This is a genomic window from Streptomyces sp. adm13(2018), from assembly GCF_008042145.1.
Taxonomy (GTDB): Bacteria; Actinomycetota; Actinomycetes; order Streptomycetales; family Streptomycetaceae; genus Streptomyces.
Window position 1 is genome coordinate 362,252 of sequence record NZ_RDBH01000114.1, and the last position, 13,435, is coordinate 375,686.

The following is a 13,435-nucleotide window of genomic DNA, read 5'->3' on the forward strand; positions in this document are numbered from 1 at the left end:
GTCCTCTGCCATGACCGTTTCCCGTGTCTCCTCCCGTCTCTCCGCCACCCGGGTCGCCCTCGCCGGCGGCATCGCCCTCTCCTCCGTCGTGCTGCTGTCCGGTACGGCCTTCGCGCACGTGAGCGTGCAGCCGCAGGGCGAGGCCGCCAAGGGGGGCTACGCGACCGTCAACATCAAGGTCCCGAACGAGCGCGACAACGCCTCGACCGTGAAGGTCGAGGTCAACTTCCCGCTCGACCACCCGCTGGCCTCCGTCATGCCGCAGCCGATCCCCGGCTGGAAGGCGGAGGTCACCAAGAGCAAGCTCAGCAAGCCCCTGGAGCTGCACGGCAAGAAGATCAACGAGGCCGTCTCCAAGGTGACCTGGACCGCCGACGGCTCGAAGATCGGCCCCGGCCAGTTCCAGCAGTTCCCGCTCTCCCTCGGCCAGCTTCCCGAGGACGCCGACCAGCTGGTCCTCAAGGCGATCCAGACGTACGACAACAAGGAGGTCGTGCGCTGGATCGAGGAGCAGAAGGAGGGCGCGGAGGAGCCGCAGAACCCCGCCCCGGTCCTGAAGCTCTCCGCCGCCTCCGACGACCACCACGGCGGCGCCGCCCCGTCGGCCTCGGCCTCGTCCCCCGCGGCGGACGACAAGGCCGGCCACGACGACGACTCCCACGAGAAGACGGCCGCCGCCGACTCCTCCGACACCACGGCCCGGATCCTCGGCGTCATCGGCATCCTCGTCGGCATCGCCGGCGTCGCCTTCGGTGTCCTCGCCGGCCGCCGCCGCTCGGCCTGACGGCCGCACCTCCTCCCGAGAACCCGAAAGAAGCGGAAGAACCAGCATGTCCGCAGAGAAGACACCCGCTCCGCAGCCCGCGGACGGCCCTGCCCGTCCCGGGCGCCGCACCCCGCTGATCGTCGCCGCGGTCGCGATCGTCGCCGCGATCGGCATCACCGCGGCCGTCGTCGGCGGCGGCGACGGCACGACCCCGGCGAACGGCTCCGGCTCGGTCGCCGTGGTCTCCGGCGGCGACGACACGACCAGGGCCGCGACCGTCCTCGACCGGCCCTTCACCAAGCCCGGCCTCGTCCTCACCGACACCAAGGGCGAGAAGTACGACCTCCGGGAGCGGACCAAGGGCAAGCCGACGCTCATCTACTTCGGCTACACGCACTGCCCCGACGTCTGCCCCCTGACGATGAGCAACATCGCCATCGCGAAGAAGCAGCTCCCCAAGGCCGACCAGGACAAGCTCCAGGTCGTCTTCGTCACCACCGACCCCGAGCGGGACACCCCGGCCGAGCTCGGCAAGTGGCTGCCCGCCGCGGGCGACCCCTCCTTCACCGGTCTCACCGGCGCGTTCCCCACCATCCAGGCGGGGGCGCGGGAGATCGGCATCGGCATCGACCCGCCGAAGAAGGGGAAGGACGGCAAGGTCGTCTCCATGCACGGAGCGCAGGTGATCGCCTTCTCGCCGACGACCGACCAGGGCTACGTCCTGTACGGCGAGGACACGAGCGTCGACGACTACGCCAAGGATCTGCCGAAGCTCATCAAGGGGGAGAACCCGTGAACCGCCGCACCACCGCCCTGTCCGCCGCCGTGGCCCTCTCCGCCGCGCTCGCGCTGACCGGGTGCTCGTCCTCGTCCGACGCGGCCGGGGACGGGAAGCCCGCCCTGAAGGTCAGCGGCGCGTTCATGCCGCAGCCCGTGATGGACATGGCCGGGGGCTTCCTCACCATCAAGAACGACAGCGGCACCGCGGACAAGCTCACCTCGGTCACCAGCGGCATCTCGGACGACGTCACGATCCACGAGACGAAGGACCAGAAGATGCAGGAGGTGAAGTCCTTCGACATCCCCGCGAACGGGGAGCTGCGGCTCGCCCGAGGCGGCAACCACATCATGTTCATGGAGCTGAAGAAGCAGCCCAAGGAGGGCGAGAAGGTCAGCATCGAGCTCCACTTCGAGAAGTCCGACCCCATCAAGGTCGACCTTCCCGTCGAAGCCGCCAACCACAACTCGCAGCAGCACTGAGCGCGTTGACGGAGTTCTCACAGAACTGACGGAGTGAACCGGAAGATGACAACCACCGCCCCGCGCCTCGGTACCGCCCTGGCCCGGCTGCTGATACTCGCGGCCGCGCTGCTCGGCACGCTGCTCGCCGGCGCCGCACCCGCGTCCGCGCACGCGGCGCTGACGGGAAGCGATCCCCAGGACGGGGCGGTGGTCGCCACCGCTCCCAAGGAGGTCAACCTCACCTTCTCCGAGCAGGTCGCCATGAGCGCCGACTCGATCCGGGTCCTCGACCCGGCGGGCCGGCGGGCCGACACCGGCGAGATACTCGACCTCTGCAGCGGCTCGGTCGTCCGCTACGGCGTGGCGCTCCGGGCCGGACTGCCCGACGGCACCTACACCGTGGCCTGGCAGACCGTCTCCGCCGACAGCCACCCCATCGCCGGCGCCTTCACCTTCTCCATCGGCGCCCCCTCCACGACGTCCGTCGCCCTGCCCGACCGGACGGCCGGCGGCGGTCTCGTCGGCGCCCTCTACGGCATCGCGCGCTACGTCTCCTACGCCGGCTTCGCGGTCCTCGTCGGCGGCGGCGCCTTCGTCCTGGCCTGCTGGCCGCGCGGCGCTAGCGTCCGTCCCGTCCAGCAGACCGTGGTCCGGGGCTGGCTGGCCCTCACCGGCGCCACCCTGCTCATGCTGCTGCTGCGCAACCCCTACACCGGCTCGGGCGAGCTCTCCGACGTCTTCGACCTGGCCGGCCTCAAGGCCGTCCTGGAGACGAAGACCGGCGCCGCGCTCACCTCGCGGCTGCTGCTCCTCGGCGCGGCCGCGCTGTTCGTGGCCGTCCTCTTCGGCGCCTACGCCCGACGGACCGACCCGAAGGAGAAGAAGGACCTCACCTTCGGGCTGGGCCTCGGCGGCACCGTCGTGGCGGCGGGCATCGCCGGCACGTGGGCGCTGGCCGAGCACGCCTCGACCGGCATCCAGCCCGGTATCGCGATGCCCGTCGACATCCTGCACCTGCTGGCCGTCGCCGCCTGGCTCGGCGGTCTCACCGTGCTGCTCGTCTCCCTCTACAAGGCGCCGTCCGTCGACCGCTCGGCGATCGAGCGCTTCTCCCGGGTGGCCTTCGGGTCCGTGGTGGTCCTCGCGGTCACCGGGCTCTACCAGTCCTGGCGCCAGGTCGGCTCCTGGTCCGCGCTGACCGGGACCCGCTACGGGCAGCTGCTGCTCGTCAAGATCGGCCTGATGGCCGTCCTCATCGGCATCGCCTGGATCTCGCGCCGCTGGACCCGCCGCCTGGCCGACCCGAAGCCGGCGGAGGAGAGCGGGAACGCCGAGACCGCCGGGGACGCTGAGCAGACCGAGGAGTCCCAGCACTCCGATCACGCCGAGCACGCCGACCACGCCGAGGAGACCGAGGAGACCGACGCCGACGCGGCGGACGTGACCGCGGCGGTCGGGGCGGGCCCGGCCGGGGATCCCGAGCGGGCCGCGCAGCTCGCCCGGCAGCGGGCCGCCGTCGCCACCGCGCGCCGCAAGCGGGAGCGGGACGCCGACCCCGAGCGGGCCGGTCTGCGCCGTTCGGTGCTGACCGAGGCCGCCGTCGCCGTCGTGCTCCTCGCCGTCACCACCGTCCTCACCTCGACCGAACCCGGCCGCACCGAGGAGGAGGCGGGCCGGAGCGGCTCGACCGCGTCCGGCCCGGCCGCCGTGCCCGACCGGCCCGTCGACATCCGACTGCCCTTCGACACCGGCGGCGTCGACGGCAAGGGCATCGTCCGGCTCAGCCTCGACCCGGGCCGCACCGGCGCCAACGCGCTCCACCTCTTCGTCGAGCGCCCCAACGGCAAACCGCTGGACGTCCCCGAGATCAAGATCGCCCTGACCCTGGAGGCGAAGGACGTCGGACCGCTGCCCGTCGCCCCGGACCGGATCCAGACCGGACACTGGAGCGCGAGCGGCGTCCAGATCCCGATGCCCGGCGAGTGGAAGATCCAGGTGACCGTCCGCACCTCCGAGATCGACCAGACCACCATCGAGAAGAACGTGAAGATCGGCTGACCCGTGACCGAGAACGACAACCTTGAGATCTCCCGGCGGCGCCTGCTCGGCACCGTCGGCGCGGCGGGCGCGGCCGGTCTGGTCATCGGCGCGGCCGGGGGCGTCGGGATCGCCGCGCCCGGGTCGGACGGCGACGGCGGAACCGGGGCCGCCGGGGCCCCCGCGCTGACCTCCGTCGGTGCGACCGAGGTGATGTTTCACGGGAAACATCAGGCGGGCATCACCACCCCCCTCCAGTCCCGAGGCCATCTGATCGCCTTCGACCTCGCTCCCGGCGCCGGGCGCAAGGAGTCGGCGGCCCTGCTGCGCCGCTGGTCGGAGACGGCGAAGACCCTGATGGCGGGCAAGGCGCCGACCGGGGACACCGGCGTGGCACTCGACGCGGGGCCCTCGTCCCTCACGGTCACCTTCGGCTTCGGCCGTACGTTCTTCGACCGGACCGGGCTCACCGCCCGCCGTCCCTCCGCGCTCGACCCGCTGCCCGCCTTCTCCGCCGACGCCCTGGACGCGCGGCGCTCGGAGGGCGATCTGTGGGTGCAGATCGGCGCGGACGACGCGCTCGTCGCGTTCCACGCGCTGCGCGCCCTCCAGAAGGACGCGGGCGACGCGGCCCGGGTGCGCTGGCAGATGAACGGCTTCAACCGCTCGGCCGGTGCCACCGCCCGGCCCATGACGGCCCGCAATCTGATGGGGCAGGTCGACGGCACGGGCAATCCCCAGGTCACCGACGCCGACTTCGACCGGCGGATCTTCGTCCCGGCGGGTGCCGGGGGCGCGACGGAGTGGATGGCCGGCGGCTCCTACGCGGTGGTGCGCAGGATCCGGATGCTGCTCGACGACTGGGAGAAGCTGCCCCTCGACGGGCAGGAGAAGGTGATCGGGCGCCGGAAGTCCGACGGGGCCCCGCTCACCGGCGGCACGGAGACCACCGAGCTCGACCTGAACAAGCGCGGTCCCGACGGGACGACGGTCATCCCGGACAACGCCCACGCCCGGATCTCCGCCCCCGAACAGAACGGCGGGGCGGCGATGCTGCGCAGGCCGTTCTCCTTCCACGATGGGATCGCTCCGGACGGGACGCCGGACGCCGGTCTCCTCTTCGTCTGCTGGCAGGCGGACCCGCTGCGGGGCTTCGTGCCCGTCCAGCGCAAGCTCGACCGGGGCGACGCGCTGTCCCCCTTCATCCGGCACGAGGCGAGCGGCCTCTTCGCGGTGCCGGGCGGCCCCGCCGAGGGCGAGTACGTGGGACAGCGGCTCCTGGAGTCCTGACCTCCCGGTCCGCCGTCCGGCGGGCGTACGCGCGACGCCGGACGGGCGGCCCGGGGCTCCGGGGCCCATTAGGGTGACGGTATGTCCGCCACCCGGTACACGTATCTCGGCCCCGAGGGCACCTTCACGGAGGCCGCGCTGCGTACGCTGCCCGAGGCCGCGACGAGGGAACTCGTCCCCATGGTCTCGGTGCCGGCCGCGCTCGACGCCGTACGGAACGGGGAGGCCGCCGCCGCCCTCGTACCGATCGAGAACTCGGTCGAGGGCGGGGTGACCGCGACCCTCGACGAACTCGCCTCCGGCGAGCCGCTGATGATCTACCGCGAGGTACTGCTGCCGATCGCCTTCGCGCTGCTGGTGCGGCCGGGGACGAAGCTGTCGGACATCAAGACGGTCACGGGTCACCCGGTGGCCCAGCCGCAGGTCCGGAACTGGCTTCGGAAGCACCTGCCCGAGGCGCTGTGGGAGTCGGCCGCGTCCAACGCGGACGGGGCCCGGCTGGTGCAGGAGGGCCGCTTCGACGCCGCGTTCGCCGGGGAGTTCGCGGCGGCGACCTACGGCCTTGAGGCCCTGGTCAGCGAGATCCACGACGCGGAGAACGCCGAGACGCGGTTCGTGCTGGTGGGCCGACCGGCCCGGCCGTCGGCGCCGACCGGCGCGGACAAGACCTCGGTGGTGCTGTGGCTGGGTGACGATCATCCGGGTGCCCTCCTCGAACTGCTCCAGGAATTCGCGGTGCGCGGGGTGAACCTGATGCTGATCCAGTCCCGGCCCACGGGGGCGGGGATCGGGAACTACTGCTTCGCCGTGGACGCCGAGGGCCATATCTCGGACCGGCGGGTGGGCGAGGCGCTGATGGGGCTCAAGCGGATCTGCCCCAAGGTGCGCTTCCTCGGCTCGTACCCGAGGGCGGGTGTCGCGGTCGAGGACGTGGCGGCGCTGCGGCGCGGCACCTCGGACGGGGAGTTCATGGCGGCCTCCGACTGGCTGGCGAGGGCCCAGGACGGTCGGGCCTGACCCGATGGTGACCGAACGCTCCCGACGGCGGGAGCGTTCGTCCACAGGTGCGAACCACTAGTCCTACCTGCCTATTTTTCAGTTACCCACAGCAGTTATCCACAGGGCGCGGGCTCGACCTGGGGACAAGTCGACAGCTCACCCCGACAAGGTCGACAAATCACCCTAGCCACTCTCCGACGACGTCGAGCTGTCCACAGCGGGGGAAAGCCGCCCTCGTCAGCACGGTTCTCCCGATCAACTCTTCAGGGCGAGCAATTCCCACCCAAATGAGTGGCTCAATGGTGTTTGATCACGGAATTGCGAGGAACTGGCCGGGGAATCCCCGGCCCCCTTCCCCGTAGTCCACAGATCTTCCGCACAGCCTGTGGATAACTGAATGCGGCACCCGGATCCCGGCATTCTCACGGGTATCAATTCGGGCATAACGGCATGCGTGACAACACGCGTGACGTTATCCGGTGGGGGCGGGTCAACACGCACCGGTAGCCTGGTGGGGTGATTGACCTTCGCCTGCTCCGTGAGGACCCCGACCGTGTTCGCGCCTCCCAGCGCGCCCGTGGAGAGGACGTCGCGCTCGTCGACGCCCTGCTCTCCGCCGATGAGCGGCGCAGGTCGTCCGGCGTCCGCTTCGACGAGCTCCGATCCGAGCAGAAGGCGCTCGGCAAGCTGATCCCCAGGGCCACCCCGGAGGAGCGCGCCGAGCTCCTCCAGAAGGCCGAGCAGCTCAAGACCGACGTCAAGGCCGCCGAGGCCGAGCAGAACGACGCCGACGAGACCGCCAAGCGGCTGCTGCTCCAGCTCGGGAACATCGTCCACACCGACGTCCCGGTCGGCGGCGAGGAGGACTTCGTCGTCCTCGAGACGCACGGCACCATCCGCGACTTCGCGGCCGAGGGCTTCGAGCCCAGGGACCACCTGGAGCTCGGCGAGGCGCTCGGCGCCATCGACGTCGAGCGCGGGGCCAAGGTCTCCGGCTCGCGCTTCTACTACCTGACCGGCGTGGGCGCCCTGCTTGAGCTCGCCCTGGTCAACGCGGCGATCGCGCAGGCCACCGAGGCCGGCTTCATCCCCATGCTGACCCCGGCGCTGGTCCGTCCGCGCGCCATGGAGGGCACCGGCTTCCTCGGCCAGGCCGCGGAGAACGTGTACCACCTGGAGAAGGACGACTACTACCTCGTCGGCACGTCCGAGGTGCCCCTCGCGGCGTACCACATGGACGAGATCATCGACGCCGACAAGCTGCCCCTGCGGTACGCGGGCTTCTCGCCCTGCTTCCGCCGTGAGGCCGGCACGTACGGCAAGGACACCCGCGGCATCTTCCGCGTCCACCAGTTCGACAAGGTCGAGATGTTCTCGTACGTCGCGCCGGAAGACGCGGAGAACGAGCACCAGCGGCTCCTGGAGTGGGAGAAGCAGTGGCTGACCGGCCTGGAGCTGCCGTTCCAGGTCATCGACGTCGCCACCGGCGACCTCGGGTCCTCCGCCTCCCGCAAGTTCGACTGCGAGGCGTGGATCCCGACCCAGGGCAAGTACCGCGAGCTGACCTCGGCCTCGAACTGCGACAGCTTCCAGGCCCGGCGCCTCTCCGTCCGCATGCGCGAGGAGCAGGGCGGCAAGAAGACCGTGCAGCCGCTCGCCACGCTCAACGGCACGCTCTGCGCCGTCCCGCGCACGATCGTGGCGATCCTGGAGAACCACCAGCTGGCCGACGGTTCCGTACGCGTCCCGGAGATGCTGCGGCCCTACCTCGGCGGCCGTGAGGTCCTGGAGCCGATCGCCAAGTGAGCACCTTCCCCTACCGCCTGGTCGCGACGGATCTCGACGGCACGCTGCTGCGCGCCGACGAGTCCGTCTCGGACCGCACGCGGGCCGCGCTCGCCGCCGCCACGGAGGCCGGTGCCGCGCACATCGTCGTCACCGGCCGGGCGGTGCCCTGGACCCGGCACATCCTCGACGACCTCGGCTACGAGGGGATCGCGGTGTGCGGACAGGGCGCGCAGGTCTACCACGCGGGAGAGCACCGGCTGCTCACCTCGCTGACCCTGGACCGGCAGCTCGCGGGGCTCGCGCTGTCCAAGCTGGAGGCGGAGGTGGGCCCGCTCGCGCTGGCCGCCAGCCGCGACGGCCTGGAGGGCGAGGTCATCATGGGCCCCGGCTACCGGATCCACGAGGGCCCGCTGCCGTACGTGCCGTACGAGGACCCGGCGGAGCTGTGGTCGGCGCCGCTGACCAAGGTGTACCTCCAGCACCCGACGCTGACGGACGACGAGCTCACCCGGGCGGCCCGGGAGACGGTCGGCGGTCTCGTGGACGTCGTCATGGCCGGGCCGGGGATCGTGGAGATCCTGCCGCTCGGTCTGAGCAAGGCGACCGGTCTCTCGCTGGCCGCGCGCCGGCTCGGGGTGAAGGCCGCGGAGACGATCGCCTTCGGCGACATGCCCAACGACATCCCGATGTTCGGCTGGGCGGCCCACGGCGTGGCCATGGGCAACGCGCACGCGGAACTGCGCGCGGTGGCGGACGAGGTCACGGCGTCCAACGAGGAGGACGGCATCGCCGTCGTCCTGGAGCGCCTCCTGTCGGCCTGACGGATCCCCGACGGGGAAGCTCCTGTCGGCCTGACGGATCCCCGACGGGGAAGCTCCTGTCGGCCTGACGGATCCCCGACGGGGAAGAGGGGGCGGCCCCGCGCGGACGTGAAGTCCGCGCGCTCGAAGCGGCCGCCCCCTCTTCACGGGGGATCCCCCGTTTCCCCCGTACAACTAGTGTGCGCCGGGACCCCGTTCGGGGTCGACCGGTTTTCCGCGGGTGAGCGGGTAGCAGGCGAGGCCGACGGCCAGCGAGATCGCGTGCCCGAGGTCGGTGTACGTGCGGTCGGTGAGCAGCGGCACGACGAAGAAGGCCACGACCCCCGCGAGGTAGAGCCAGCGCCAGGGCCGGGCGAGCCGGTACGTGAGGATGCCCGCCGACGCGGCGAGGCCGTAGCTGACCCCGATGTCGACGACGTGCGCCATGCTGCGCGGCACGTCGTGCAGGCGGATGGCCACGAGGACGACCTGCTGGCTGATCAGGGTGGCCGCGATGTGGGCGGTGGCGACGGTGAAGAGCCATTTCGGCGTCCCGAGCCAGCGCTCCACGGGCGCGTGGACGAGCTCGAACAGCGCCGCGTACAGCAGCAGGTCGGCCGGGTCCGCGATCCAGAACGCGCTGCCGAGCAGGGCCCGCAGCGGGTGGTGGGACAGCTGGTGGAGGTTGCTGCTGTTGCGGTGCAGCAGATAGGTGTCGAGGCCCTGCGGGGAGAGCGCGATGACGAGGCTGGTGATCGCGATGACCCCGAGCCAGACATGGGTACCGGGTGACGAACGCACCCACGACCTGATCGGTCGGGACGGTTCGCCACCCGGTGGGGTTCCACGGGTTCCGCTGGCTTCGGTCGGCACCTTTCCGTGCCTATCACCCGAAGCCGCGGAAACCTCAGAAATTGATCATGTGTCCCGCAAGGCCGTGGATCGCTTCCTTCACGGCCTCGCCCAGCGTCGGGTGCGCGTGGACGTTCCGCGCGACCTCGTGGACGGTGAGGTCCCACTGCTGCGCCAGGGTCAGCTCGGGGAGCAGCTCGGTGACGTCGGGGCCGATCAGGTGGGCGCCGATGATCTCGCCGTGCGTCCCGTCCGCGATGATCTTGACGAAGCCGGTGGCGTCGCCGAGGCCGTGGGCCTTGCCGTTCGCCACGAAGGGGAACTTGGCGACCTTGACGTCGAAGCCCTTCTCGCGGGCCTGCGCCTCGGTCCAGCCGAAGCTGGCGATCTGCGGCTGGCAGTAGGTCGCGCGCGGGATCATGGGGTAGTCGAGCTCCATGGTCTCGGCGTCCCCGATGGTCTCGGCGGCGATGACGCCCATGGCCTCGGCGGTGTGCGCGAGCATCAGCTTCGCGGTGACGTCGCCGATGGCGTAGATGTGCGGGACGGAGGTGCGGCAGCGGCCGTCGACCTCGATCGCACCGCGCTCGGTGAGCGCGACACCGGTGGCCTCCAGGCCGTAGCCGGTGACGTTCGGGGCGAAGCCGATGGCCTGGAGGACCTTGTCGGCCTCCAGGACCTTCTGGGCGCCGTCCTTGCCGGTGACGGTGACGCGGACCTGCGCGCCGGACTCGTCGATGGTCTCGACGCGGGTCGAGGTGAGGACGTCGATCCCGAGCTTGCGGTACTGCTTCGCCAGCTCCTTGGAGATCTCCTCGTCCTCCAGCGGCGCGATGCGGTCGAGGAACTCGACGATCGTGACCTTGGTGCCGTAGTTGTTGAGGACGTACGCGAACTCGATGCCGATCGCGCCGGCGCCGGCGATGATGATCGACTGCGGGGCGTCCTCGGCGAGGATCTGCTCCTCGTACGACACGACGCGCTCGCTGCGGGAGGTGCCCGGGAGCAGGCGCGGGGTGGCACCGGTGGCGATGATGCAGTTGTCGAACTGGATCGTCTCCGAGGTGCCGTCGGACTTCGCCACCTGGAGGGTGTTCGCGTCGAGGAAGGTTCCCCGGCCGGTGAACTCGGTGATCCCGTTCTTCTTCATCAGGAAGTGGACGCCCTTGACGCGGCCGTCCGCGACGGAGCGGCTGCGGCGGAACGCCTCGGCGTAGTCGAAGGAGACGGTGCCGTCCACCTTGATGCCGAAGGTCTTGGCCTCGTGGGTGAAGATGTGGGCCAGTTCCGCGTTGCGCAGCAGCGCCTTGGTGGGGATGCAGCCGACGTTCAGGCAGACACCGCCCCAGTACTTCTCCTCGACGACCGCGACCCGCTTGCCCAGCTGGGCGGCGCGGATGGCGGCGACGTAGCCGCCGGGGCCAGCTCCGAGTACGACGACGTCGAAGCGGTCTGACATGACTGACTCCCGAGGGTGGTGAGGGTGTTCGGTCCGCGTACGGGCCCACAGTAGTCCGGTGTCCCCCACCCGGGTCAGTTGTAGGATGACCGGGCAACCGGGCGAATGGAGAGGTCGGAACGGCATGGCACTCAGGGCGACGGGACGGACCTCGCTGGTCGACTCCGTGGTGGAGCAGCTGCGGACGCAGCTCGCGGACGGGGAGTGGGCGGTCGGCGACCGCATCCCCACCGAGCACGAGCTCGCCCAGCAGCTCGGTGTGGGCCGGAACACGGTCCGCGAGGCGGTCCGGGTGCTGGTCCACGCGGGCCTGCTGGAATCCCGCCAGGGCAACGGCACGTTCGTCAGGTCGACCGCCGATCCGGCGGCCGTACTGCGCGGGGTACGGCACGCGGGCGCGGCCGACGTCCTCGAACTGCGGGTCGCCCTGGAGGCCGAGGCCGCGCGGCTCGCGGCGGCCCGGCGGGACACCCACGACCTGCTGCGGCTCGGGGCCGCCCTCACCACGCTGCGCGAGGAGGGCGACCGGGACGCGGACGCCGACCTCGCCTTCCACCTCGCGGTCGTCGGCGCCACCCACAACGCGGCCTTCGTCGAGGTGTACCGGTTCTTCTCCGCCCAGGTCCACGAGGTCCTCGTGGAGGCCCTCGGCGACCGCGAGATGCCGCCGGTCGACATCGACGCCCACGCGGCCCTGGTCGCCGCGATCGAGGCCGGCGACCCGGAGGCGGCGGAGCGCCAGGCCCGCGAACTGCTGCGGCTCCCCATGGAGACGGTCGCGGCGCTGACGGAGAACTCCTGATGCGCGCGGAGACCCGTACCCGGGGCGCGGCCGCGAACCCGCCCGGGAACCCGTCCGGGAACGCGTCCTCGAACCCGTCCGAGTCGCCTGCCGTGCTCGTCGACGCGGAGGCCGGGGTCGAGCCGTCGCCCGCCGGGGCGGCGGCCCGGCGGGCGCTGCTCGCGCACCCGGCGCTACTCCTCGTCGGGATCGTGCTGGCCTCGCTGAACATGCGGGCCGCGCTCGCCGCCGTGGCGCCGCTGGTCGGCGAGATATCCGGGACCTTCGGCCTCTCCGCCACGGCGAGTTCGCTCGTGACCTCGGTGCCGGTGCTGTTCCTCGGCGTCGGCGCGCTCCTCGCCCCCTGGCTGGGGCGCCGCTTCGGCGCCGAACGCGTGCTGCTCGCGGCCCTGATGCTGCTCGCCGTCGGCATCCTCGCGCGCGTGCTGCCCTCCGTGTACGCGCTGTACGGCGGCGGCATCCTCGTCGGCACCGCGATCGCCCTGCTCAACGTGCTGATGCCGGGCCTGATCAAGCGCGACTTCCCGGACCGGGCCGCGGCGATGACCTCGGTCTACACGGGCGCGATGATCGCCGGTGCGACGGTCGCGGCGGCGGCCGCCGTGCCGCTGGAGAAGGCCCTCGGCGGGGGCTGGGAGGCCTCGCTCGGCTTCTGGTCCCTGCTCGCCGTGGTCGCCGCGGTGGCCTGGCTCCCCCAGGCGCTGATCGCCCGGGGCCGCACCGGCCACGAGGTACGGGCCGTGCCGGCCGCCGGCACCCGCCGGGTGAGCGTCTGGCGCTCGGCGCTGGCCTGGCAGGTCACGCTCTTCATGGGACTGCAGTCGCTCTGGTCGTACGTGCTGATCGCCTGGATGCCGACGATCTTCACCGATCACGGGATGAGCCGCTCCACGGCCGGTGTCGTCTTCGCCTTCAACAACCTGGTCCAGATCGCGGGCGCCTTCGTGGTGCCGCTGCTCGCCGGCCGGATGCGGAGCCAGCGTCCGCTGATCGCCCTGGTCACCACGCTGGTGGCGGCCGGTTACGCCGGTCTGATGGTGGCGCCGGTGGCGGGTGCCTGGCTCTGGGCCGCGGTGCTCGGCGTCGGCCAGGGCGGGGCGGTCGGCCTCGCCCTGACGCTGATCGTGCTGCGCTCCGGGGACGCGGTGACCGCGGCACGGCTGTCCGGGATGGCCCAGACGGTCGGCTATCTGCTCGCCGCCGCGGGCCCGCTCGCGGCCGGCGCCCTGCACCAGGCCACCGGCTCCTGGACGCTGCCGATCTGCGTGGTCCTCGGGGTCTGCGCGGCCGCCCTCACGGTGGGGCTCTTCGCCGCCCGGGACCGGACGGTGTGAGCGGGGCGCGGGAGCGGGTCGTGTGTGCGGACCGGGTGAGCGGGGTGGTGTGAGCGGGGTCGGTTT

Annotated in this window: 12 protein-coding genes; 10 read left to right on the top strand and 2 right to left on the bottom strand. The window is 71.7% G+C overall.

The window, feature by feature from the left end:
• The first annotated feature begins 10 nt into the window (after window positions 1–10).
• The 8 genes from EAO70_RS13970 (at window position 11) to EAO70_RS14005 (ending at window position 8,943) form a co-directional block, all read left to right on the top strand.
• Complete coding sequence (locus EAO70_RS13970; RefSeq protein ID WP_148003288.1) at window positions 11–784, top strand: YcnI family protein; 774 nt, start codon at window positions 11–13, stop codon at window positions 782–784.
• A 46-nt stretch (window positions 785–830) separates the two neighbouring features.
• Complete coding sequence (locus tag EAO70_RS13975) at window positions 831–1,562, top strand: SCO family protein (protein WP_148003289.1); 732 nt, start codon at window positions 831–833, stop codon at window positions 1,560–1,562.
• Window positions 1,559–2,026: a copper chaperone PCu(A)C gene (locus EAO70_RS13980; RefSeq protein WP_148003290.1), complete on the top strand. Its 468-nt coding sequence runs from the start codon at window positions 1,559–1,561 to the stop codon at window positions 2,024–2,026. Before EAO70_RS13975 ends, EAO70_RS13980 begins: the two co-directional genes overlap by 4 nt.
• A 45-nt stretch (window positions 2,027–2,071) precedes the next feature.
• Window positions 2,072–4,066: a copper resistance CopC/CopD family protein gene (locus EAO70_RS13985; protein ID WP_148003291.1), complete on the top strand. Its 1,995-nt coding sequence runs from the start codon at window positions 2,072–2,074 to the stop codon at window positions 4,064–4,066.
• Between the two features lie 3 nt (window positions 4,067–4,069).
• Window positions 4,070–5,335, top strand: a complete 1,266-nt coding sequence (gene efeB / locus EAO70_RS13990) for an iron uptake transporter deferrochelatase/peroxidase subunit (RefSeq protein WP_148003292.1) — start codon at window positions 4,070–4,072, stop codon at window positions 5,333–5,335.
• A gap of 81 nt (window positions 5,336–5,416) precedes the next feature.
• Window positions 5,417–6,352: a prephenate dehydratase gene (pheA, locus tag EAO70_RS13995; protein ID WP_148003293.1), complete on the top strand. Its 936-nt coding sequence runs from the start codon at window positions 5,417–5,419 to the stop codon at window positions 6,350–6,352.
• Window positions 6,353–6,850: 498 nt separating this feature from the next.
• Window positions 6,851–8,140 (top strand): serine--tRNA ligase, encoded by a 1,290-nt coding sequence (gene serS, locus EAO70_RS14000; protein WP_148003294.1) that lies wholly within the window; start codon window positions 6,851–6,853, stop codon window positions 8,138–8,140.
• Window positions 8,137–8,943 (top strand): HAD family hydrolase, encoded by an 807-nt coding sequence (locus EAO70_RS14005; protein ID WP_148003295.1) that lies wholly within the window; start codon window positions 8,137–8,139, stop codon window positions 8,941–8,943. Before serS ends, EAO70_RS14005 begins: the two co-directional genes overlap by 4 nt.
• Before the next feature lie 174 nt (window positions 8,944–9,117).
• On the opposite strand, the gene EAO70_RS14010 is transcribed toward EAO70_RS14005, so the two are convergent.
• Together EAO70_RS14010 and lpdA are read right to left on the bottom strand one after the other, a co-directional pair.
• Window positions 9,118–9,795: a rhomboid-like protein gene (locus tag EAO70_RS14010; RefSeq protein ID WP_148003296.1), complete on the bottom strand. Its 678-nt coding sequence runs from the start codon at window positions 9,793–9,795 to the stop codon at window positions 9,118–9,120.
• Between the two features lie 34 nt (window positions 9,796–9,829).
• A complete protein-coding gene (gene lpdA / locus EAO70_RS14015) occupies window positions 9,830–11,233 on the bottom strand; it encodes a dihydrolipoyl dehydrogenase (RefSeq protein WP_148003297.1) in 1,404 nt (467 codons plus the stop codon).
• A gap of 124 nt (window positions 11,234–11,357) precedes the next feature.
• Here lpdA and EAO70_RS14020 point away from each other — a divergent pair, with 124 nt between their 5' ends.
• Together EAO70_RS14020 and EAO70_RS14025 are read left to right on the top strand one after the other, a co-directional pair.
• Window positions 11,358–12,035: a FadR/GntR family transcriptional regulator gene (locus tag EAO70_RS14020; protein ID WP_148003298.1), complete on the top strand. Its 678-nt coding sequence runs from the start codon at window positions 11,358–11,360 to the stop codon at window positions 12,033–12,035.
• Complete coding sequence (locus EAO70_RS14025) at window positions 12,035–13,369, top strand: CynX/NimT family MFS transporter (RefSeq protein WP_261992851.1); 1,335 nt, start codon at window positions 12,035–12,037, stop codon at window positions 13,367–13,369. Before EAO70_RS14020 ends, EAO70_RS14025 begins: the two co-directional genes overlap by 1 nt.
• The last annotated feature ends 66 nt before the right edge of the window (window positions 13,370–13,435 follow it).

Coding starts and splice junctions, on each gene's coding strand:
- EAO70_RS13970 (WP_148003288.1), top strand. CDS start 11: ATGACCGTTTCCCGTGTCTCCTCCCGTCTCTCCGCCACCCGGGTCGCC.
- EAO70_RS13975 (WP_148003289.1), top strand. CDS start 831: ATGTCCGCAGAGAAGACACCCGCTCCGCAGCCCGCGGACGGCCCTGCC.
- EAO70_RS13985 (WP_148003291.1), top strand. CDS start 2,072: ATGACAACCACCGCCCCGCGCCTCGGTACCGCCCTGGCCCGGCTGCTG.
- pheA (WP_148003293.1), top strand. CDS start 5,417: ATGTCCGCCACCCGGTACACGTATCTCGGCCCCGAGGGCACCTTCACG.
- lpdA (WP_148003297.1), bottom strand. CDS start 11,233: ATGTCAGACCGCTTCGACGTCGTCGTACTCGGAGCTGGCCCCGGCGGC.
- EAO70_RS14020 (WP_148003298.1), top strand. CDS start 11,358: ATGGCACTCAGGGCGACGGGACGGACCTCGCTGGTCGACTCCGTGGTG.
- EAO70_RS14025 (WP_261992851.1), top strand. CDS start 12,035: ATGCGCGCGGAGACCCGTACCCGGGGCGCGGCCGCGAACCCGCCCGGG.